The 20,074-nt window shown below is 56.0% G+C and carries 16 protein-coding genes; 11 read left to right on the top strand and 5 right to left on the bottom strand.

The annotated features are described in order from the left end of the window. Positions 1–12: 12 nt before the first annotated feature. The 4 genes from B060_RS0109725 (at position 13) to B060_RS26500 (ending at position 2,929) form a co-directional block, all read left to right on the top strand. Positions 13–276, top strand: coding sequence for a conjugal transfer protein TraD (locus tag B060_RS0109725; protein ID WP_018081591.1), 264 nt, complete (start codon positions 13–15; stop codon positions 274–276). Between the two features lie 640 nt (positions 277–916). After that, complete coding sequence (locus B060_RS0109720; RefSeq protein WP_236621619.1) at positions 917–1,459, top strand: RNA polymerase sigma factor; 543 nt, start codon at positions 917–919, stop codon at positions 1,457–1,459. Between the two features lie 98 nt (positions 1,460–1,557). Further along, a complete protein-coding gene (locus tag B060_RS0109715; protein WP_018081589.1) occupies positions 1,558–2,475 on the top strand; it encodes a HEPN domain-containing protein in 918 nt (305 codons plus the stop codon). Positions 2,476–2,716: 241 nt separating this feature from the next. After that, positions 2,717–2,929 carry a helix-turn-helix transcriptional regulator gene (locus B060_RS26500; protein WP_236621620.1) on the top strand — a complete coding sequence of 71 codons (213 nt, stop codon included), beginning with the start codon at positions 2,717–2,719 and terminating at the stop codon, positions 2,927–2,929. Positions 2,930–3,127: 198 nt separating this feature from the next. Here the strand turns inward: B060_RS26500 and fic are convergent, their stop codons facing one another. The 4 genes from fic to B060_RS27580 form a co-directional block, all read right to left on the bottom strand. Beyond that, positions 3,128–4,249, bottom strand: a complete 1,122-nt coding sequence (gene fic / locus B060_RS0109710) for a protein adenylyltransferase Fic (protein WP_018081588.1) — start codon at positions 4,247–4,249, stop codon at positions 3,128–3,130. Between the two features lie 118 nt (positions 4,250–4,367). After that, positions 4,368–4,814, bottom strand: coding sequence for a nucleotidyl transferase AbiEii/AbiGii toxin family protein (locus B060_RS24185; RefSeq protein WP_018081587.1), 447 nt, complete (start codon positions 4,812–4,814; stop codon positions 4,368–4,370). A 19-nt stretch (positions 4,815–4,833) separates the two neighbouring features. Continuing rightward, entirely contained in the window at positions 4,834–4,935 is a 102-nt protein-coding gene (locus tag B060_RS27155) for a hypothetical protein (protein WP_236621621.1), read from the bottom strand. Next, on the bottom strand, positions 4,932–5,174 hold the full coding sequence (locus B060_RS27580; RefSeq protein WP_155847780.1) for a hypothetical protein: 243 nt from the start codon (positions 5,172–5,174) through the stop codon (positions 4,932–4,934). The genes B060_RS27155 and B060_RS27580 overlap by 4 nt, the downstream gene beginning before the upstream one ends. Positions 5,175–5,701: 527 nt before the next feature. Here B060_RS27580 and B060_RS0109685 point away from each other — a divergent pair. The 3 genes from B060_RS0109685 to B060_RS0109675 are packed head-to-tail and all read left to right on the top strand — an operon-like array spanning position 5,702 to position 12,641. Further along, on the top strand, positions 5,702–8,362 hold the full coding sequence (locus tag B060_RS0109685; RefSeq protein WP_155847781.1) for a hypothetical protein: 2,661 nt from the start codon (positions 5,702–5,704) through the stop codon (positions 8,360–8,362). 8 nt (positions 8,363–8,370) lie between these two features. Beyond that, positions 8,371–12,087, top strand: a complete 3,717-nt coding sequence (locus tag B060_RS0109680) for an adenosine deaminase family protein (protein ID WP_018081582.1) — start codon at positions 8,371–8,373, stop codon at positions 12,085–12,087. After that, positions 12,087–12,641, top strand: coding sequence for a non-canonical purine NTP pyrophosphatase (locus B060_RS0109675; RefSeq protein ID WP_026172728.1), 555 nt, complete (start codon positions 12,087–12,089; stop codon positions 12,639–12,641). Before B060_RS0109680 ends, B060_RS0109675 begins: the two co-directional genes overlap by 1 nt. 686 nt (positions 12,642–13,327) lie before the next feature. Here the strand turns inward: B060_RS0109675 and B060_RS0109670 are convergent. Continuing rightward, positions 13,328–14,089, bottom strand: coding sequence for a FadR/GntR family transcriptional regulator (locus B060_RS0109670; protein WP_236621622.1), 762 nt, complete (start codon positions 14,087–14,089; stop codon positions 13,328–13,330). A gap of 535 nt (positions 14,090–14,624) precedes the next feature. On the opposite strand from B060_RS0109670, the gene B060_RS0109665 reads away from it, so the two are divergent. The 4 genes from B060_RS0109665 (at position 14,625) to B060_RS0109650 (ending at position 19,834) form a co-directional block, all read left to right on the top strand. Then, entirely contained in the window at positions 14,625–15,890 is a 1,266-nt protein-coding gene (locus tag B060_RS0109665) for an MFS transporter (protein ID WP_026172727.1), read from the top strand. Next, positions 15,887–17,500, top strand: coding sequence for a glycoside hydrolase family 43 protein (locus B060_RS0109660; protein WP_018081578.1), 1,614 nt, complete (start codon positions 15,887–15,889; stop codon positions 17,498–17,500). The genes B060_RS0109665 and B060_RS0109660 overlap by 4 nt, the downstream gene beginning before the upstream one ends. Positions 17,501–17,963: 463 nt before the next feature. Beyond that, positions 17,964–18,257: a hypothetical protein gene (locus tag B060_RS26495; protein WP_018081577.1), complete on the top strand. Its 294-nt coding sequence runs from the start codon at positions 17,964–17,966 to the stop codon at positions 18,255–18,257. A gap of 221 nt (positions 18,258–18,478) precedes the next feature. Continuing rightward, positions 18,479–19,834 (top strand): gluconate:H+ symporter, encoded by a 1,356-nt coding sequence (locus tag B060_RS0109650; RefSeq protein WP_018081576.1) that lies wholly within the window; start codon positions 18,479–18,481, stop codon positions 19,832–19,834. The last annotated feature ends 240 nt before the right edge of the window (positions 19,835–20,074 follow it).

Here is a 20,074-nt window from a genome sequence, read left to right as displayed (position 1 = left end):
CGAGAGTGGGTGATGAAGCGACGCGAACGGACCCGTCATCTGATCGAGCTCGGTGGCCTGGTCATCAAGGCAAAGTTGGACGATCTGACCAGCGATGATCGTGCGGTTTTGTACGGGGCGTTCCTCACCCTGGCTGCGAAGCTCAAGGGCGGGGAAGGGCCAGCCAATATCGAGGTCTGGCGCAGAACGGGAAAGCGGGCCTTTGACACCGAGGCGGAAGAGAGTGCGGCGAGGGCAGGTGACGCGCATCGAAGTTATGAGCGGCGTCGACGGTAAAGAACCGCAGGTCAGTCTCTTGGAAACTGCCTGTGAGGTGCCGGGCCGTCTGTCGCGCCTCAAGCCCCGGATTTACCGATAGAGCCGGTAAATCCGCCTACGGTAAAGGGCTTGACCCACGACAGCCAGCCCGACAAGGGGCCACCATGTCCGTAAGCGGGAGACTGCCCGCTTACGGACAATGAATGACAGGGGAGGCGGTGATGTCATTGCGCCACGGTGACGCGGTGTCAAAATGAATGCGGGCAGTTCCGATTGCGGCAGCGGCCAACTTGCGTTATGGTTGATTCTGGAGTTGCCGCATGCAGCTCTGGGGCGTGGAAACCCCGTTAGTAAGCTGGTTTGTTGATCGTCCAAAACGATTGCACTTCCGCTATGAGCCGTAAGATTTTGCCACTACAGTGTGCGGATAATGCCCGTCTGCTGTCCGGTAGATCGCGCGTTGAATCTCATGACGGGGGAGCTTTTGGCGAATGTCCAGGCACGCAAGTGCTAAAAGCCAAAGGGATCGGGCTTACTCGGTTTTCCAACTCCCCCGTCACCAACGCAGATGCGGGCCTGACACCTGAGTGCAGGCCTTATGGAGGTCAAGGCAATGGGTATGGAAGGCACAAGACCACACTGGTTCACGGAAGCGCTTATGGGACGGCAGCTCTGCTGGTTTCATGACTATGTGTCACCGCACCAGGCGGAATACATGTCATTGGCAAGGCGGTTGAGCGACAGCACGGGAGCGGCGCGGCGCATTGTCTCGCAGGCAGAGTTCGAGCTGATAAGCTGTGACCACTGGGAATACATTACAGACCCACGCCGCAACATGCTGCGCCTCGTCTTTGACATTGCGGTACAGAAGGTCAGACGCCTCCAGCCGTCGATCAACGCCTATATCGCACCGACACCGGTCGATGCGCCGCAACGGTCGGAACGGCGGGCGGATAATGACATTTTACTCAGTGCTCTTGATCGTGTGCCGTCACTGTATCGTCGGGTCTTTCTTATGCGACGGGTCAAGGGCCTGACGACAAGCGAGATCGCAAAACACCTGAAGCTGTCGCCAGCCAAAGCCATGCAGCGTCTTGTCACAGCAACGGTCATGTTCTGCAACGCTGTGGACGAAGAAACTTGCGTCCCAGCGCGCGCCTGCGCCCTGACGGATGGGTATTTACGGTGCGACGACGCCTAAGGCTGTGCAGTCTGGCCACCTGCACGACAGGAATGAAATACCACTGCATTGATCCATTAAGCGAAGTGGTGCACAAAGAATCTAACACAGAGACCGCCATGAAAACCGACAAACTCGACCACCTGCCGGATACGAAACGACGCGAACTGCAACGCGTCGTAAAGATCCTGTTCGACGAGTTTGAGGATGCGACCAAGACAGCGCTCTCCCAAAAGCGCAAGGCAGGGCGCATCCTCAAGGTCATATTGTTTGGCTCGTATGCCCGTGGCGACTGGGTCGAAGATCGCCTGAGTGGCTATCGCTCCGATTATGACCTGCTGGTCGTCGTCAATGGCCAAGATTTTACCGACCTGCACACCTATTGGGACAAGGCGGATCAGCACTTCATCCAGGAACTGACGGTTACCCAGCATATCAAGACGCCGGTGAACTTCATCGTGCACGGTCTGGACGACGTGAACGATCAGTTGGCTAGAGGGCGGCCGTTCTTCTCGGACATCGCCCGGGATGGTATCCTGCTTTACGACGCGCCGGGACATCCGTTCGCCAAGCCCAAAGCATTGACGTCGATTGAGATTGGGGCAGAAGCACAGGGGTATTTCGACCAGTGGTTTTCCAGCGCTAACAATCGGTTTGATTTGGCCAAGGTCGCAATGGAGCGTGGCTTTCAAAAGGACGCCGCATTCGACCTTCACCAGACAGTTGAGCGTCTTTATCACTGCCTACTTCTCACGGTGACTTTGTATTCTCCGAAAAGTCATCGGATCACCGTTTTGCGTTCTCAGGCCGAAAATCTCGACGACCATCTGAGAGGCATTTGGCCGTCCGAGAACCGGCTCCATCGTCAGGCGTTCGACCGCTTGCGCAGGGCCTACGTCGAGGCCAGATATTCTGCCGCCTATCAGGTGACGGATGAAGAACTCAACTGGCTGGTGGAACGGGTGTCGATCCTTCAGGAAGCTGTCAAAGTCGCCTGCGAACGACATCTCGCCGGGCTGGACACTCAGCCGATATAGCTGAACTCAGGCCGTCTAAGGTAGGCCATGTAAAGGTGGGACGTTGTGGGAAGATGTTTCACGGCAATGTTACCTTTGCAATTCTACGATACTCTACGACATTGTACCCTTTTGGAGGTCAGGGAGGGACATGTGAGGACAGGGAGCCCCATCTGGTCCTCCTGTGTCTTGAATTTCCACGAGATTTCTATCAATTTTCTTATCAGGTGCCTGCGCATCTCGTGTGAAATTGGAGAAGTCCATGATGTCCCAAGCCGACCGTATAATACGATTGAAAACCGTCCTGGACCGCACAGGTCTCAGCCGATCGACCCTCTATCGCAAGATCACCGAGGGAACATTTCCGTCACAACTGAAGATCAGTGTCCACGGCGCCGGGTGGCGTGAGTCGAGCGTCAATCAGTGGATTGCGGACCCAGGCGGATGGCGTGATCTGCGAGAACTCGGAAAATGAATACCGACCCGGCATTTCCAGATTTTAGGGACTTTCAATAATGTATATGTTATATTGTAAAAAATTATATTACTCGTAGGTTATATAATGTCCCCGAACGACCGAATTAATGCCAGACTCGTTCTTAAACGAAATGGCGTTTTCGTTTAATAACGGCTCGGCTTATTAAACGTTTGGACGTGTCACCTGACTTCGGAGCTATCCGTCATATCGGCCCAAATCGTTGCCGTCACGGGTTAATAGCCTCATCAGCTTTGGATGGATGAACAGCCTTTCCTTGCCGGTTTCCACTTCAGAGAGCACGCCGATATCGACGAGTTGTTTCAGATAGACCGACGCTGTTTGCCTTTGTGCGATATTGGCTTCGACTACATTGGCGATCCGGCAATAGGGCTGTTCAAATATGAGACTGACCAATTCATGACTGTAAATCTTAGGCAGGCGATGGCGCACAAACACCGCCGTATCCTGTTGTAATTCTCGGATCGCTGCGATTTTGGCAATAGTCCATATCGCCGTCTCCTCGACGCCTTTCAGGATATATAGAATCCAGTCCTCCCAAGCCTGAGACTTCGTTACCGCCAGCAAGAGCCGATAATAGTCCGGCTTATTCTGGATGATGTAACGACTGAGATACAGTATCGGCAGGGTCAGGAGGTCTTCTTCAATTAGAAAAAGGCTGTTGATTACGCGTCCCGTCCGGCCATTGCCGTCCGTAAACGGATGGATCGCCTCAAACTGGTAGTGGCCAATCGCCATGCGGATAAGCGGGTCAATGTCGGTCTCGTTGTGCAGAAACCGTTCCCAGTTGGCGAGGATGTCGCGCAATCTGCCCTCACCTTCGGGCGGGGTATAAATGATCTCGCCTGTAGCGTTGTTTTCAAGCTTGGTGCCCGGTACTCGGCGCACACTCATATCTACGCCTTTGATCAGGCTGCAAATCTGCTCGGCTGTTCGTGTCGTCAAGGGATGGCCTTTTAGAGCCTTGAATCCTTCTGCCAGGGCGCGGCGATAGCGTAATGCTTCTTTGGTCGCTGGATCGGCCGATGCGTCGTCGCGGTTAACATGGCGAAAAAGCTCATCTGTTGTCGTGACGATATTTTCAATTTCCGAACTGGCGCGCGCTTCCAACAAGGGAAGCGTGTTGATTAGCACGGCCTGATTGGGAATTAGCTCTGCCGCTTGTTTTAGTTCCCCCAAAGCGGCGCGGGCGGCAATACACTGCTTAAGCACGGCGCGCGTTTCGACAATCTCGACCGGGGGCGGCAAAAGAGGCAGATCATTATAGGGTTGTTCGGGATGCCAAATTTTTGCAGTCATGTTCATTTTTTCTGATATTTCGACACATCGTCAAGTTATGTCGATACCATCGACACGTCAACAGGATGTGTCGAAATTATCGAATTATATCGACGTATGAAAAAGATGTGTCGATATTTTAGGCGGTCCTAGCCACTGCGCCGAACAATTCGCCGCGGCTAACGACCGGAGTTTCGACAAATCGGCCGAACATGCCCTGCACTTTTTCCGAACATGATGTGGACCGAATTGGCAGGAGGTGGCCTCGGAAAACAGGGTTGACCTCGACTTTGATTTGCGTGCGGAGCCGCTGGCGGTGAAGCTTGGCTTCCAGGCCATCCTTTTGAGGGACGAGCGTAACGCGTGTCGGCTTTAGCTTGTCCTCAATCCGAGTCTTAATGCGGCCAAGGGCTTCCGATATCGAGGCCAAAGCCTCTTCGCGGCGCCCAGTCGGCAAATAGGTCAGGTCGATGTCGACAGACAGGCGCGGGAGGTCCCATTCAAAGAGGTTGATAGCCGTCCCACCCTTGAGCGCGAAACACGCCTCTTCCGCCACGAAGGGCAGGATCTCGAGCAGCAGTTTCACCTGGTCTTGATATTGGGGCCTAATCTACATTGGCGACCAACTCCTTGGGCAGGATCAACTGGTATTTTCCGACATAGGCGCCGCCCACGGCCAGGGCCCGATCGCCAGAGCCTAGGTTCACCTTGCTTGGGCCCAGATGAGACATGACCGGCAATTGGGCGCGTTCCGCCAATAGAGGAACAGGCGCTTATGGGCGACGACCAACATGATGGCTGCGCAGATGAAAGCGAGCATCGCGATAAAGTCTTGATTGTCGAAAATCAGTTCGAGTTTACGTCGCCAGCCTTTTTCAGCAATCAGGTCTGCCGTTGGCGTGCTCCCCTGCCGCTCCGATGAATCTTGATCGTCTACCGCCGCCATTTCCTCAGATCACCCTCAAACATCTCTTCAATTGCAGATAGCGATGTTATCAGAAGGCTGGTGGTTAACAAGTTGAAAATGCCACTTTTTATTGCCGGTCACTAAAATGCAACAAAAGAGTGCCGACCCACCTATTGTGAATACTATAGTCGAAAGTGCCGCGCATATTGACCAAGGGAACTTAGGCATGCGGAATGGCCCGAATTTGATTTCGACAACTACTGCTGGCGGATACCGGCGTCCAAGATGAAGGTGGGGATCGAGAACGTTGTCCCGCTGTCACGACAGTCTAAGGCGATTTTACTGGCGATACGTGTAATCACGGGAGAGGAAAAATATGAGTTCCCGTCAATACGAACGGGCGAGCGCCCCATGTCTGAGAATGCGATAAACGTTGCAATCCGACTCCTTGGTTACAGGTCGTGGAAACGACCAGGTCTCTCGGTGGATAATCTGATCCTTAAAGCCAATCCGGGTTTGGCTGATATGCAACACTAGGTGGTGTCTCTCATGTGCCGGCGTTCTTTATGGGTGCATTGCAGAATGGCCTATGGTTAACTTCTTCAGGGATCGGAGGGGTTATGGCGCCAAAATTGTCAGTTTTTGAAATTGAGCTGGTGGAAGCGATCGAAGAGGGCGTTGCCGTAAGGTATCCACGAGGCTCAAACGAAGTGCCGCAGGTCAGCATTCGCGCCGAAATCTTGCAACGCATTCTGATGAGCTTGCCGGTTTCAATAGACGGCGTGTCGCGCAATATACGCGTTCTGGGCAGCGGCATTAAGGTTCACAACGCCCACATCGTGGGGGAGCTTTGGCTCGATAACGGCTGTTTCGCCAATGGCGACCCTCTGCCGAGGTTGTCCCTGGAAGACTGTTACATTCCCTGCATGATATCCATGTTATCGTGCCGGATCCGCCGCCTGTGCCTTCGGAATTCCCAACTGTCCTACCTACGCGCAAACGATGCCATTATCGGTTCGCAACTGGATGTGGAGGGAGTGAGATCGTGCGGAACGGTCAAGGGTGCGCAAGGCCAGGGCTGCTGCCGCATATCCCTGCGAGGTGCCCATATCGAGGACGGTATTGAGGCAAGAAACGCGAAGCTCGTATGCACACCGGCCCGTGGTCATTTCATACAATATGAGGAGCGTTCCCGTTATGCGCTCGACCTGGCGGGCATCACGGCCGGCGGGGACCTGAGGCTGTTCCCGCGTTTTTCGGCAATCGGCGGCGTGAACCTGTCCGGGGCCAATATTGATGGTTCTGTGCAAATGCACGGCGCCCATGTGACCAAGGAAGAGGTTTTTTCCTTGGACCTGGATGGCGCGCGGATCAGCGGCAAATTGGCTATTTGCGCCCGTCGGCTTGAGAAGGGCCATATAGAGCCGTTTTCAGCCACAGGTACGATTGATTTGTCCGGCGTTACGGTCGGCAATACGTTGAATATGCGCGGTGCAAAGGTGGATGGCGATATCCAGGCGGACTATCTTCGCGTCGGCAGCAATGCTCTGTTTTGCGGTGCCGATGGCTGCGAGTCGGGCGTAGAGACGATTGAGCGCTTCCATTGTAGCGGCAGCATTCAGCTCAATGGGGCAAAGATCGACGGAAGTGTTGATTTCAGCGGCGCGTCTGTTCTTGGACCGATCAGCGCTTCCACGGCCACCATTGGCGGTGATCTCCTGGCAACCCGGCATGTTCACATGGACAATGCCAATAGAACGGAGCGGTTTGAGCTGAGCCAACTGCTCCTGCTCGACGGCGCGCGGATACAGAGCGATCTCAATCTCGACTGCGCCGTCCTTGATGCCGGCCTGCAGGCAAAAGGACTGCATGTCGCGGGCTTCTGTCAGATGCGCAGCCAGCCCTCGCCATCTAATGAAGTGTTCCTCTGCGGGGATACGCTCACCATAGCCAATTCAGAAATTGGCCTTGATTTCGACATGTCGGGTGCGCAACTGCTCGGCGAAATGGACGCCCGCAATGTTGTCGTCAATGGCAATTTCCGTCTTCGTATGGCCCACAAAAGCAACTCCGCACCGCACGAGCGGCCGTTCAGCGCGAAACGACGGGTGAATATTTCCGGTACGAAAATAAACGGTGACCTGGATATCTATTTTGCCGAACTGCACGAAGGGCTGCGGGCACGAGGCGTATCTGTGTCGAGCGCCCTGTCGATCAGGCTTACCGATGCTGGGCAGAAGGCGAACGAGTATAATATCGATTTTACCAATGCAAGCGCAAACGTCGTGGTCGACGGGCCGGGCGATGGAAGCGGGTACGGCTCGAAATTTCTGCTGGCGCTTGAAGGCTTCACCTATGGGCGATTTGTCGTGAGCCAGGACCCTGGCTCCAGCACCAGCCCCTACTCGAAAGAGCCGTTGAACCGGAGTGGACCCGATACGTGGCAGGGTCGCCTGAAGTGGCTGCAACGTCAGTATACGAACTTTAGTGACGACAAAGCGCTGCGTGCCGAATACAAGGCCGACACCTACACCACACTTTATCAGGTTCTCAAAAATAACGGACTGATGAAGGAGGCCAACGATGTCTTAATGGAAAAAATCCGGATTGAAGGACGTCTGCGGGGAGCGCCGCTCAGTGTGATAAACCTGATTTACGAGGTCATTTGCGGCTTCGGTCTCAGACCCGGCCGAGCCATCGTTTGGTACGTTGTGTACAGCCTCTTTGTGTCGGTGTTTGTGGCACAGGCCAATGGCGTCCTGGGGGATATAGCTTTCTCTCGCACCTCGTGGAACTGGGTTAACGCGACGGAGCGTGGCGTGGAATTTCTATCCGAATATCTCGGCCATGGCGTGGCCATCGGTCTGGCGGGGGTAGGGGTGAGGCCCAACGTCCTGGTCGTTCAGGGCGCGCCCGTAAACCGGTTTCGTGCCGAAGTGCATACCCCCAGCGGGGCCGAAGACTATTTTGAAGTCGATCCGCCTGTGAACGCCCGGCAGGCGGCGGAAATACCGTGTGGTGATCGCATCAGTGCCGGACTTTACGCCTTGGACATGATCGTGCCGGCCATAGAGTTTAATCAGACAAACAAATGCGATTTCTCTGGCCGGGCCGGTCTGTTCTGGCTGACTTTCAAAGCGCTCGCGACTCTATTCGGCTGGTTTTTAACGTCCATCACGGCACTTACGCTTTCGGGCATCGTCCGTAGGCAGATCGAGCCGAGGTAGATACCAGAATGAATCTGATATTTGAAGCATGGCCCGCCCTGACCGGGAGTTTCAGGCAGGAAGCGACTCTCGTCCAGTATCTGAACGAGGCCGTTCAAGTCCTATCGAAGGAGACGGAGTGGCCAAACATCGACCCCCTCTACGGTAAGACGCTAAAGGTCTGGGTCATAGATGTGTTTCCAGGCAAGGCTGCGCCTGTGCGCCTTCTGGAGGCGCTCGAAAACCTTCTTGCCGGAGACGATCAGACGTTTCGCGAAACCCTCGGGGCGTCTGACCTTGAAGGCGGCACAGTGCACCGACTGGTTTTCGTAGGCAATTCTGCTTCGATCGGCGCCTGGGAGGAGGAGCGGGGATCCGTCTACTCGATCAAAAAGGATATCGAGCTCTATATACGAATGTTCGTCAGTGCGCGTCTGGCCATGTATGTCAGCGCGGTCGAACCGCCAAAGGGAAATGCGCCAAAAAGCGACACGCCTACGCCTGCTTACGTCCGTTCAGCGATTTCCAGCTTTCTGCTCGAGTTGCGAGACTTGGGGGGGGCGGCCACTTGCAGGGCAGGGACGTCGCCCTCCCAAATCCAGCAGCCTCTCGAGACTGGGCTTATCCAATTGCGCAGATCCGTAACGGACCTTTTCAGTTTCATGCAAGCCCGCGAAGGGGCTTTGATCACACCTTTTCTGGGAAGCCATCGCGAGTTGCTCAGCAATGTCAACGCCGTCTATCAACTGGGCAAGCGGTCGGCCGAACGCGCATATGAAGTGATCGGTAATAAAGACCGTTCAACCCTGATGGCCGGACTGCCTAATGACATGAGCGCTGGTACTTACAGCCTTCGTTCGCGCCTGAACCAATGGTTGCGTCAACCGAGAAGTAAAAGGCCAAAAGAGGTTTTGAAGCTCGCGTCCAAGCTTCAACAATATGATCTGCTCCGCGACATCGGCCGGCTCCTCAGCACCGGCGTGGTGACGTTCATGAGCCAACTTGCGGCAAAGCCTGGACCGCTCGGGCGACCGCGTCGAATCTTGTTGATCGACCAATCCTTGACGTCGGCCCGTTATGACGGCGGTCTGGTCTCAAAAAGCGAGGGAAGCGGCCATGTCACTGAAAAGCTGAAGGACCTGCTGGAACTGATAAACTGGTCGGATCAGTTCGATGTCGCGGGTCCCGGCATTGCGCCGTTCTCGAATGGCTTCGGTGATCTGACCTTTTTCGATGCGACGCTTCTTGACGGGATTAAGGTTGAGACCTTCGCCGAAGCGGGCAAGGATCGCAAAATTCGAAAAGCTCAGATTGATGACTATGACATCATTTTGGTCGAGGTCGACTCGCGGCAGGACTATGTCGGGCCGCCCTATGTTCACCGTCTGTCTCAATTCATCGACCGGGTCTTTGGCACCAATGGTCCACCGATCATCATCTTCACCCATACCGAAAGCTCTGGCGACATCCAGCAGACCTTGAACCTGGGCGCCGAGGCATATGTTCTGAAGGAGCGGATATATCAGCTGCCATTTCAAATGCAGCAAGCGCTTTCCTTCCGCGACAAACATAGGGCGGAGTCGCGTCTAACCTCTTCATTCCGGGCGGGTTCAGCCCTGAAACCGGAAATCCGAGGTAAGTTGCAGGTCCAGCAAGGCGCCGGTTATGTCCGCGGCGAATACCTTAGCCAGGTGACCGGCGAACACGATTCCCGGGAGGAGCGCTGGATCCGTGAGTTGCCGAAGGCTGATCTTCACTGCCATATTGGCACATGCGTTTCCTACGCCGCGATCGATGCCCTGGCGCTGAACACGGTCTCGCACTACTTCGAAGCGTATGACGTCAAGGTTGAAGCGTTGCCCCCTCAGGCGCCAGCGGCGCGCGCGGCATTGGCCGTTATCCTGGCCGAATGGTTTCGAAAAGCCTCCGACCAAAGGCTTCCGCAAATGGTCTGCCTGGCGCTTGCGGCGTCGTTGTTCGCGGAAGACACGCCGGACGCCCTGCCGCGCTTTGCGCTTGGCGATAAGATTATTTCGTGGCTACGCAAACCCGGCGATCCCATCCGCGCTTTTGAAATGACGGCGCTAGTGGCCGCTCTGATGGGAAAACAACCGAGCGTTTCCGCTGAGCAAGACAATCTGATCTTGCATCCACAGCAATATTTCCGGGCGCTAAGCGAAATATCGAAAGCCAACCCTAGTGACGCTAAACGGATGGCGGCCAAACGGAGTAAAGGTGGACTTTTCGATGCAAGACAGGAGTTGGAACGGACATCTCAGGAGGTCAACAGCAAGCTCGGTGAAATGTTGCGCAGCTGGAACGATCCGGCGACCCATCAAGGGCTTAAAAAGCGCTACGAGGGGGCGGAGGAAACGCTAGACAGTTTGGCGACGTCGTTCGAGGTCGCCGTAAGCAAAACCGCGATCGAGGTCGAACAACTACGCCGGATGGCGAGCAAGTGGTTGATTGAAAGTCACAAATTTGCCGGCTTCGATCGCCAGAAATTGGCACATAAACTGACGGAGAATATCCGTAAACTCCATATCTGCGACCATCTTGACCAGGATGCAACCTGGAATGTCGAGCAACTGGCCGGCCGCTTAGGGCTCGGCCATTGGCAGCATGATCCAAACGACCGTCTCAAGGTCCCGCGTCTCCCTTTAAGCGAATATGTTGAACTGCCAGACATCTCATCGACACGTGCCAGCGCACACGACATGGGGTTGCAGAGATATCTTTGGGGAGCGGACCTCCTTGGTTCCGAGCATTTTCAATATCCGGAAAACCTGCTGGTGGCTGCGTTCGCCTTCACGCTCGATAATGCCGTCGACAATGTGATCTACAGCGAGGTCCGGTGCGAGACGACCGGTTACACGCGTTGCGGCATGACGAAGTTCGGTGCAACGGACCTGTTATGTCGCGGGTTTGATCTCGCATCCCTCTTCATCAAGTGCGGCATCCATTTCAATGGTATGGGAGCGACGTACACGGCAGTGGTCGCGGAACAGAACCTGCCCCTGGTGCGTACCAGCGTGCTGCTTGCCGGCAAACGCCACAAAGGCGCAGGTCCGACACGAGACTCTGTCGCGCTGCTCGAATATTATCTCCAGCAACGACCTGAGGACGTGACAGGGACCTGGTGGGGCCACAGCCGTGTGGTCGGGTTCGACATATCGGGCGATGAATCGAAGCCGGCCGAATGGATGGCTGAGGTTCTGAAGCCGCTCGCGGTGCTGTCCTCACCCATCACCATCCATGCCGGTGAGGCCGCTGACGCTGCTAGTATCTGGCAGGCGGTCTATCAGTTGCACGCCCGGCGCATTGGGCATGGGCTAAAACTTCGCGATGATAAACGCCTTCTAGGATACTGCGTCACCGAAGGTATCTGCATGGAGATGTGTCCCAACAGCAATGTGTTCACCAACGGCTTTTTTCCCGCCCAGACCAATCCGCAAGGCGAGATCTTAAACCCCGGTGGCGTCTACCCGCTGAGAGATTATCTTCGGGAGGGTCTTGAGGTTGCGATCTCCACCGACAATCGATACATTCACCGTGACGGGCGACGAACTTTGACCTCCGAATATCTCACTGCAGCGCGCCTATGCCAAGGGCTGACCCGTTGGGAGGTCCTACAAATAGTAAAAGCCGGTTTCAAAAACGCGTTCCTGCCTAAGCGGGAGGTGGCCGCATTGTTGGCGTCGGTCGAAGAGCGTGTTTACCGGATCATTTCACGAGGATGGTATTGATGGAACATTCAGACGTGCCGATTGTACTTTGCACATCCAATGCCGGAAAGGTCCGGGAGTTTGAGCGGATGTTGGGTCGACCGGTCGAAGCCGTCGCGATCGACCTTACTGAGATACAGGCGCTCGACACCAAGTCGGTGTCGCTTTTCAAGGCCAAGGAGGCTTACCAGCGCCTGCAACGTACGGTCATTGTCGACGACACGTCCTTGGGGCTCGTCGCTCTGAACGGCTTTCCCGGCGCGCTGATAACCTGGGCGCTCAAGGCTGGCGGCAACGAAATCCTGCACCGTATGCTTCCACCCGGCGCTGCGCCTGACGCGCTCATTTCGACCTCCATCGGTTATTGCGATGGCGAGCGCACGGAAGTGGTCACCGGCGAGGTCAAGGGAACCGTCTCGCAGGTTTCGCGAGGCGCAAATGGATTTGGTTTCGATTCTATTTTCATTCCTGAGGGTGAGAGCCGGACCTTGGCGGAGATGCCAGACGCCGAGAAAGACGCCTTGTCCTCGCGAAGACTTGCCATCGATGCGTTAAGGGTCCTCCTAACGACCTGAGGTTAGGTCGGCCGGAGTTCGCGCCGCCCAAGAGACCAGCGAGATGGTCTACACATTTGCTCAAAAGATTGTTTATGGATATCGGATTTGCTAGGTTTATTGCCAGCTTCGACTCGCGTGTGTCCTCGGTACTGAGCGTGTCGGGCAGCGCCTTTTTACGAACATGACGAGTTCCCACTAAGGGACTGCCACCGGTCGACCGACATCGTGACTCGTAGCTTCAACGGCTTCCCGGTCGCGAAGGCCTTCGTTACCAGCCCAAAGCCACCTCCTGCGTCCTATGCGAGCGCAGGCTATTACGGCGTCGACGCCTTCAGTTTCACTTACGCCAAAAGCAGTTTTACGGCGTCAGTGTTTGGATTGCGTGATTTGTTCGGAAATAAGTTAAACTGAGCGTTAACTTGCTGCAGGCCTGGTCATCCAATCGGAGTGGGTATGAGCCAAATTAAACCTGTGGATTAAATCTTGCGGCAGGCGGGTTGAGGTGCGGGTAGGGAACCAGTTAAGTCGCAATTTATGCAATAAAAACAAATTCTTGTATATCGCTTTGAATCCGGCTCCAGCACCACTTCTCCTTCACAAGTTTCTACACGTGCTGGTACTGCCTTAAATGCGCAGTTTAGCGGCTCTTGTCTTCCGCTTTTGCAACGGCGCATCTTTAAAGCTGTCGCGGCAAGTTCAAGGCGTTATGGGATAATCGTTTCCGTCCGCAAGTCCTCGATCGCATCCATATGCAGCAGGTCCTTGACCGCCAGTCTTACGAGGTATTGCATACACCAATGCGCCTCTTCTGCGTCACGGTTCAAAATAGCTTCATACACGGCCATGTGCGCCGGCACCGGATCGCGGCCCAAAATATCATGTGCGATCTTGTAGCGGTTTGACAGGGCGACCGTAGCGCCGATGGAGGCGTTTAAAGCGCCAAGCTGTTCATTTCCCGCCGCCGCCATCAGCGCCGCGTGGAAGTCGATATCGGCCTGAAGTCCGACCTCTGTTAAAAGCGTCTCCCGTCCCATGATTTTCAGGGCGTTCGACATCGCTTCCAAATGCGCATCGGTTCGTCTTTGCGCCGCCAGCCGGGCGGCGGCCGGCTCCAGAATCAGGCGCATCTCGAAGAGGTTTTTCACAAGCGTTTCGTCGGGCTTGGTCGCAAACATCCAACTGAGGACGTCCGGATCCAGCATGTTCCATTTCGCGCGCTCGGTCACGCATGTGCCGCGTCGGCGTCTGGGTTCGACCATGCCTTTGGCGGCAAGTGTTCTGATGGCTTCTCTTACAGCCGGTCTTGAAATCGCGTAGGTATTGGCAATGTCGACTTCACTCGGCAGGATATCGCCCGGCAGCCACTTTCGCCCCAGAATATCTATGCCCAGCTTTTGCGCTAACTGCGTATGCAATTCACCCGGTTTGCTAGACTCCAGCCCATCCCGCTTGTTGACGGCTGCCAACCGTTCGCGGCCTGGCTTGTGCATGTGTGGCTCTCTCTTCATCTTTTAACTCTTACGCTATATTTGATTGATGGGTATGAAAAGACCGCGCGTGGGCAGCAGCGCAGCGTGCCATTTTATTATGTAAGACTATTTATGTGACTTTTACAGCCTTGAGGTGGCGCCGTTTCAGGTTCGGCTTTTGGGATTGTCTGCGTCTGCTCCTGATGTGGCGCCTGGGGTTATCTCTTCATTTTACCAATAAAATATTGATAAATATATAGCGTTTCGATCGGAAGTGTATCGCTTGACGTATGATTGGTGGTGAGTCTGGGGGACGTAATGCGGCTTTGCTTGCTGTGTAGGGCGGTTTTTAGGGTTCTAAACTTGATGTACCGCTCTTGATAAGGACTGACATAATGTGATAGCCGTAATCAAAACAGGGCAGCGAAAACGGCGAAAATTCCGAAATTAAACATAGGTTCCCGTCTGGCATAGTTTTAAGCCGGATACGGACTGTGTTTTGCCGGCGCCGTTAAAGCCTAGGGGAGACGGAATGACGAAATACGCAGGGATGACCCGGTGGGGAATCATAGGCCTGGTCATGCTGGGTACTATCATCAACTACCTGACCCGAAGTGCGCTCAGCGTTGCCGCGCCAACCATGATGGTCGCGCTGCACATGACCGAGAAGAATTACGGGGTGATCACCAGCGTTTTTCAATTTGGCATCATGCTGCAGCCGATCGCCGGTTACATACTGGATATCGTGAAGCTCAAGCTGGGACTGGCCCTGTTCGCCGTGGCGTGGGGCCTTATCACGATGGCGCATGCCCTGGCGGGCAACTGGCAGGGTTTGGCCTTCCTGCGCGGTCTGCAGGGGTTCGCCGAAGGAATCGCACAGCCGGGTGGGCTGAAGGTTGTGGCGGAATGGTTTCCTGCCAAGGAGCGCGGATTTGCCAGCGGGATATACAATATTGGCGCGTCGCTTGGCTCCATGCTGGCGCCACCGCTGGTGGCCTGGGCCATTCTTCAATACAACTGGCAGGCGGCTTTTATCATCTCCGGCGGACTGGCGCTTATCTGGGCAGCACTGTGGTACGTCTGTTATCAATCGCCGGATCGGCATAAGCGGCTGTCCGCGGCGGAGCACGATTACATAAAAGCCGGTCAGGAAAGCGAGTTGGAGACCCGCGCACAAAGGCCGTCGCCCTTGCGCATAATGAGGCAGCGAAATTTCTGGGGGATGGCGATTGCACGTTTTCTCGCCGATCCGACGTGGGGCACGCTGGTTTTCTGGGTGCCGCTCTATCTGAGTTCGGTGCGCGGCTTTGATCTGAAGCATATCGCTCTGTTCGCGTGGCTGCCGTTCGCCGCAGCGGACCTGGGGTGCCTGTTCGGTCCGGCGCTGGCCTTATGGATTCAAAACATGGGCGTTAGCCTGATTAACGCGCGGCGATGGGCCTTCACGATTGGCGCGTGCATGATGACGTGCGTGCCCTTTGTCGGCTACGTGGCGAGCCCCTATATGGCGATTGCCCTGTTGTGCGTGGGCGCTTTTGCCCACCAGACCCTGTCCGTCAACGTCATTACCCTGGCCTCGGACCTGTTTCCCCGCGGCGAGGTTGCAACGGTCGCCGGCATGGTCGGCACCGCCGCCAATCTTGGCGCGCTGCTGATATCCCTGGCCATTGGCTTGCTCGTTGCAAAGATCGGCTATGCACCGTTTTTCATCCTGATTGGCGGACTGGATCTGGTGGGCGCCGCCGTGCTCTGGCTTCTGATCAAGCCAAGGCCGGCCAGCGCGGAGGCCGGTGCATGATTCGTAATCCTGTTCTCAAGGGCTTCAATCCCGACCCTTCCATTGTGCGGGTCGGGGAGGACTATTTTATAGCCACCTCTACATTTGAATGGTTTCCCGGCATTCAGATTCACCACTCCCGTGACCTGGCGCACTGGCGCCTGGTCAACCGGCCTTTGCAGCGTCCCTCCCAGCTGGATTTACAGGGCGTGCCGGACGGTTGCGGAATCTGGGCGCCGTGCCTGACCTACACCAACGGTCTTTTCCACCTGGTCTATTCGGTTGTGCTGAGATACGGGCGCACCACGGTCAGCGGCGCCAACGGGCTGGCGCTGCGCGACTTTCAGAACTTCCTGATCACGGCCAGTTCGGTGGAGGGGCCGTGGTCGGACCCTGTCTTGCTCAACAGCAGCGGCTTTGACCCGTCCCTGTTCCATGATGATGACGGCCAGTCCTATCTGCTTAACATGCTGTGGGACCATCGTCCCGACCGGCAACATTTTGGCGGCATCGTGCTGCAGCCCTATAGTCGGGCTGAAAAAAAGCTGACGGGCGAACGCCGTATAGTCTATGCCGGGACCGAGCTGGGGTTCACCGAGGGGCCGCATTTGCTCCGGCACGACGGCTGGTACTACCTGATTGTCGCGGAGGGCGGGACGGGCTGGGGGCATGCCGTAACGATGGCGCGGTCACGTCAGATCTATGGCCCATACGAAACCTGTCCGCATGGTCCTGTCCTGACAAGCCGCGGGCGCCCGGAGGGCGGGCTGCAAAGGGCAGGACATGGCGATCTTGTTCAGGCAAGGGATGGCAGTTGGGTCATCGCCTATCTGTGCGGACGCCCGCTGCCTGGTCGCCGGCACTGTGTCATGGGGCGCGAAACCGCCCTTCAGCCGATGCGCTGGCGCGCCGATGGCTGGCTGGAGACCTGTGATGGCAAGGGCACGCCTGAGCTAGTCGCTCAAAGCCCGGAAGCTGCATCGGTATCGCCTGAATCCGACAGCGTCACGCAGGATTTTGAGGCTGCCGACCTTCCGGCTGAATTTCAATGGTTGCGGTCGCCTTACCCGGGCAGGCTGTTTAGTCTGACGGAGCGGCCGGGCTTCTTGCGTCTTTACGGGCGTGAAAGTCTGGGCAGCTATTTCGAGCAGGCGCTTGTGGCCCGCCGCGTGCAAGACTTTTGTTTCGATGCGGCGACGGTGCTGGAGTATGAGCCGCGGAATTTTCAGCAGTCGGCCGGGCTGGTCGTTTACTACAACGCCGCCAAATACCATTATTGTTGTGTCACCTACGATGAGGGCGTCGGGCGGCATGTACGTCTTATGTCCTGCGTGCCGGAGGCGGAAGTTATGCCTGCCGAGCCGGTCCTTTATCCCCTGGCGCCTGGCCCTGTCGAGATCGTGGCCAGGGTTGACAATGAACGGCTGCGCTTCGGCTTTCGCCAAGCCGGTAATGACGCCTGGACGTGGTTCGGTCAGGCGCTCGACATGTCCCAGCTGTCGGATGAAGCGGGACCGCAAGACCTGCCGAATTTCACCGGTACATTTGTCGGGATGGCGTGCCAGGACATGTCCGGCGAAGGTTTGGCGGCCGATTTCGACGGGTTTAGCTATCAGGAACAAGACCTTTAAGCCGATTGATCGATTTAAAGTGAATTATGTCTTACCTATATTGAGGGGGTGGCGATTTAACGTCAGGCGAGGCAGTGGCGGCGCATTTTGCGCTTTTCGCCGGGGTTTACAGGTTCGCAGGTCTTCTAATGATTTGTAAGTAAATGATCATTTTATCATGAGTTTTGAAATCTAAGGCTTTTCTGTGGATTTCGCAGAGGTAATATGACGCGCTTTGTTGTAAATGCGCCACGTTATGACAATTTTGATATGTCTGTCTTAATGCCTGTTGCGGTTGGAAAGTGCCCTCATTATGGTCAGGCATAATGCCCGGTGAAGCTGGTGTTGAAACGGACGCGAGCGGGTCTTCAGATCCGGTCAGCCGCCAGCGCGCCGTAAATGAAAATTGCCAAAAGGCAAGGGGAAGGAAACCACTTTGACGAAGACACGCGTAACCCGGAATCCGGTTTGTGAAATGCCGGGGATGTCCACGCATTTGCTGAAACGTTCGCTGCAATTTGCCTCAGCTTCGGTTGTAGCGCTTGCGCTGGCCACAGGGTGTGCTTACGCGCAGCAATCTGACGCTGCCGCGCCAGACGCGAACGCCGATGACAGCACGGTCGTTGTCGTGACCGCCTCCCGCATCGTATCGCGTGGTTTCAAGGCGCCCACACCGACGACGTCCATCAGTGCGACCGATATAGCCAACCAGGCGCAGCCCAACATTTTCACCACGATCGTGCAATTGCCGTCGCTGCAGGGATCGAGTGGAGATTGACCTTATGGGGCAAGCGGATAGCATGCCCTTTCTGTTTGATGGCTGTCTGACGCTCCAGACGTAAAGACTGGGGCGCCAGATATTTTTTGTACGTCATGAAAGTTATCCCCTCGATCGGGGCATGGGGCCGTTCATCACGTCAGGTCCCTTGTCTGGCGGTTTGCCGCCGCCCCATACTAACCGCCTGCAACGCCTCTGAACTTCCAATAGCGAGCGCCTGAATGATCACCTCCATCGCCACAGACACTTCAGGAACGGTCTGGCAACTGACGGCCGTGGTGATCGCGGTCTTGAGTCTTGTTGCCATGATAGGATGGGGCAAGATGCAGCCGCTCCTGGCGTTTGTGATCGCGTCGATTGGCGCGGCGGTACTCTTGCAGATGCCCCTGGATACCATCCCCAAGTCGATTGAAAAAGGCATTGGCGATATGCTTGGGTCGCTGGCCGTGCTTTTGGCCCTGGGCGCCATTTTTGGTAAAATGATCGCTGATTCCGGCGCGGCGCAAAAAATAGCCTCCGTGCTGATCAAGGCCTTTGGCGCATCGCGCATGAGCCTCGCCCTGGCCCTGACGGGTTTTGTGGTTGGCATCCCGCTGTTTTATAATGTTGGCTTCGTGTTGCTGGCGCCTTTGGTTTTCTCGCTCGGCAGGCAGTCGGGCAAGTCACTGGTGTGGCTCGCCATTCCGCTCATGGCTGGCCTGTCGGTGGCCCACGGCTTCCTGCCGCCGCATCCATCCCCCTCCGCCATCGTGCCCATGCTGGGGGGCGACATGGGATTGACGCTCCTTTACGGTCTGGCTGTGGGCATCCCGACGGTGCTGATCGCGGGGCCAGCCTTTGCCATGACGGTCGGGAAAATTGCCGCTCAGCCGCCTGAATTGTTCGTAAGCCCCCCTGTAAGCGATCAGGATCTGCCAAGTGCTTTCAATGCGTTCGGCACAGCCCTCCTGCCGGTGGTCCTATTGTCCGGCGCCACCGCGCTCAGCTATTCAGGGCTGGTGGCGGAGGCTTACAAACCCCTTGTCGCCTTTATCAGCCATCCTATCCTCGTCATGCTGATTGCGGTGATGGTCGCCAGTCTCAGCCTGGGCATGTGCCGGGGAACAGGGTTCCGACACCTGATGGAAAAATCGGGGAGCGCGCTGCGTGAAATCGCGCCGATCCTGCTCATTATTGCCGGCGCCGGCGCACTTAAACAAATTCTCATCGACAGCGGCGTGAGCGCGGTGCTCGGAAGTGTTATGCAAACCCTGCCTCTGCCGCCTCTTGTTTTGGGCTGGCTGATCGCGGGCGCCATCCGCGTGTCGCTGGGGTCGGCGACCGTCGCAGGGCTGACGGCGGCCGGGCTTGTGGCGCCTCTAGTGGCGTCGTCGGGCGTCAACCCGAACCTGATGGTTCTGGCCGTAGGGGCGGGGAGCCTGATGTTCAGCCACGTCAATGACTCGGGTTTCTGGATGTTCAAGGAATATTTCGGACTGTCGGTCAGGGACACCCTCAGAACCTGGACCTTGATGGAGGGGCTCGTGGGCATTGTCGGATTGATCTGCGTTCTCGTGCTGAACCAGTTTGTTGGATGACATAACATGGCTCGATCATTCGGGCGCGCAAAGGAAGACGTGATGAAGGTACGGCAATTGAAATGGCGCGGACGTCACCTGTGGCTTCTGGGAGTGGTCGCGCCCGTTGCAATTGCTCTTTGGTGGCGCCGACGGCAAAACCCTGTTCATTATCACGCATCATAGCCTTTATGCGGTTGTCCCCTGACGGGACAGACAGGGATATCGTGTCTGAAGCCAGCACAGGGCGCGTGAGACCTA

This window comes from Asticcacaulis benevestitus DSM 16100 = ATCC BAA-896, assembly GCF_000376105.1.
Lineage (GTDB): Bacteria > Pseudomonadota > Alphaproteobacteria > Caulobacterales > Caulobacteraceae > Asticcacaulis > Asticcacaulis benevestitus.
This window is presented reverse-complemented; position numbering and strand designations above follow the sequence as displayed.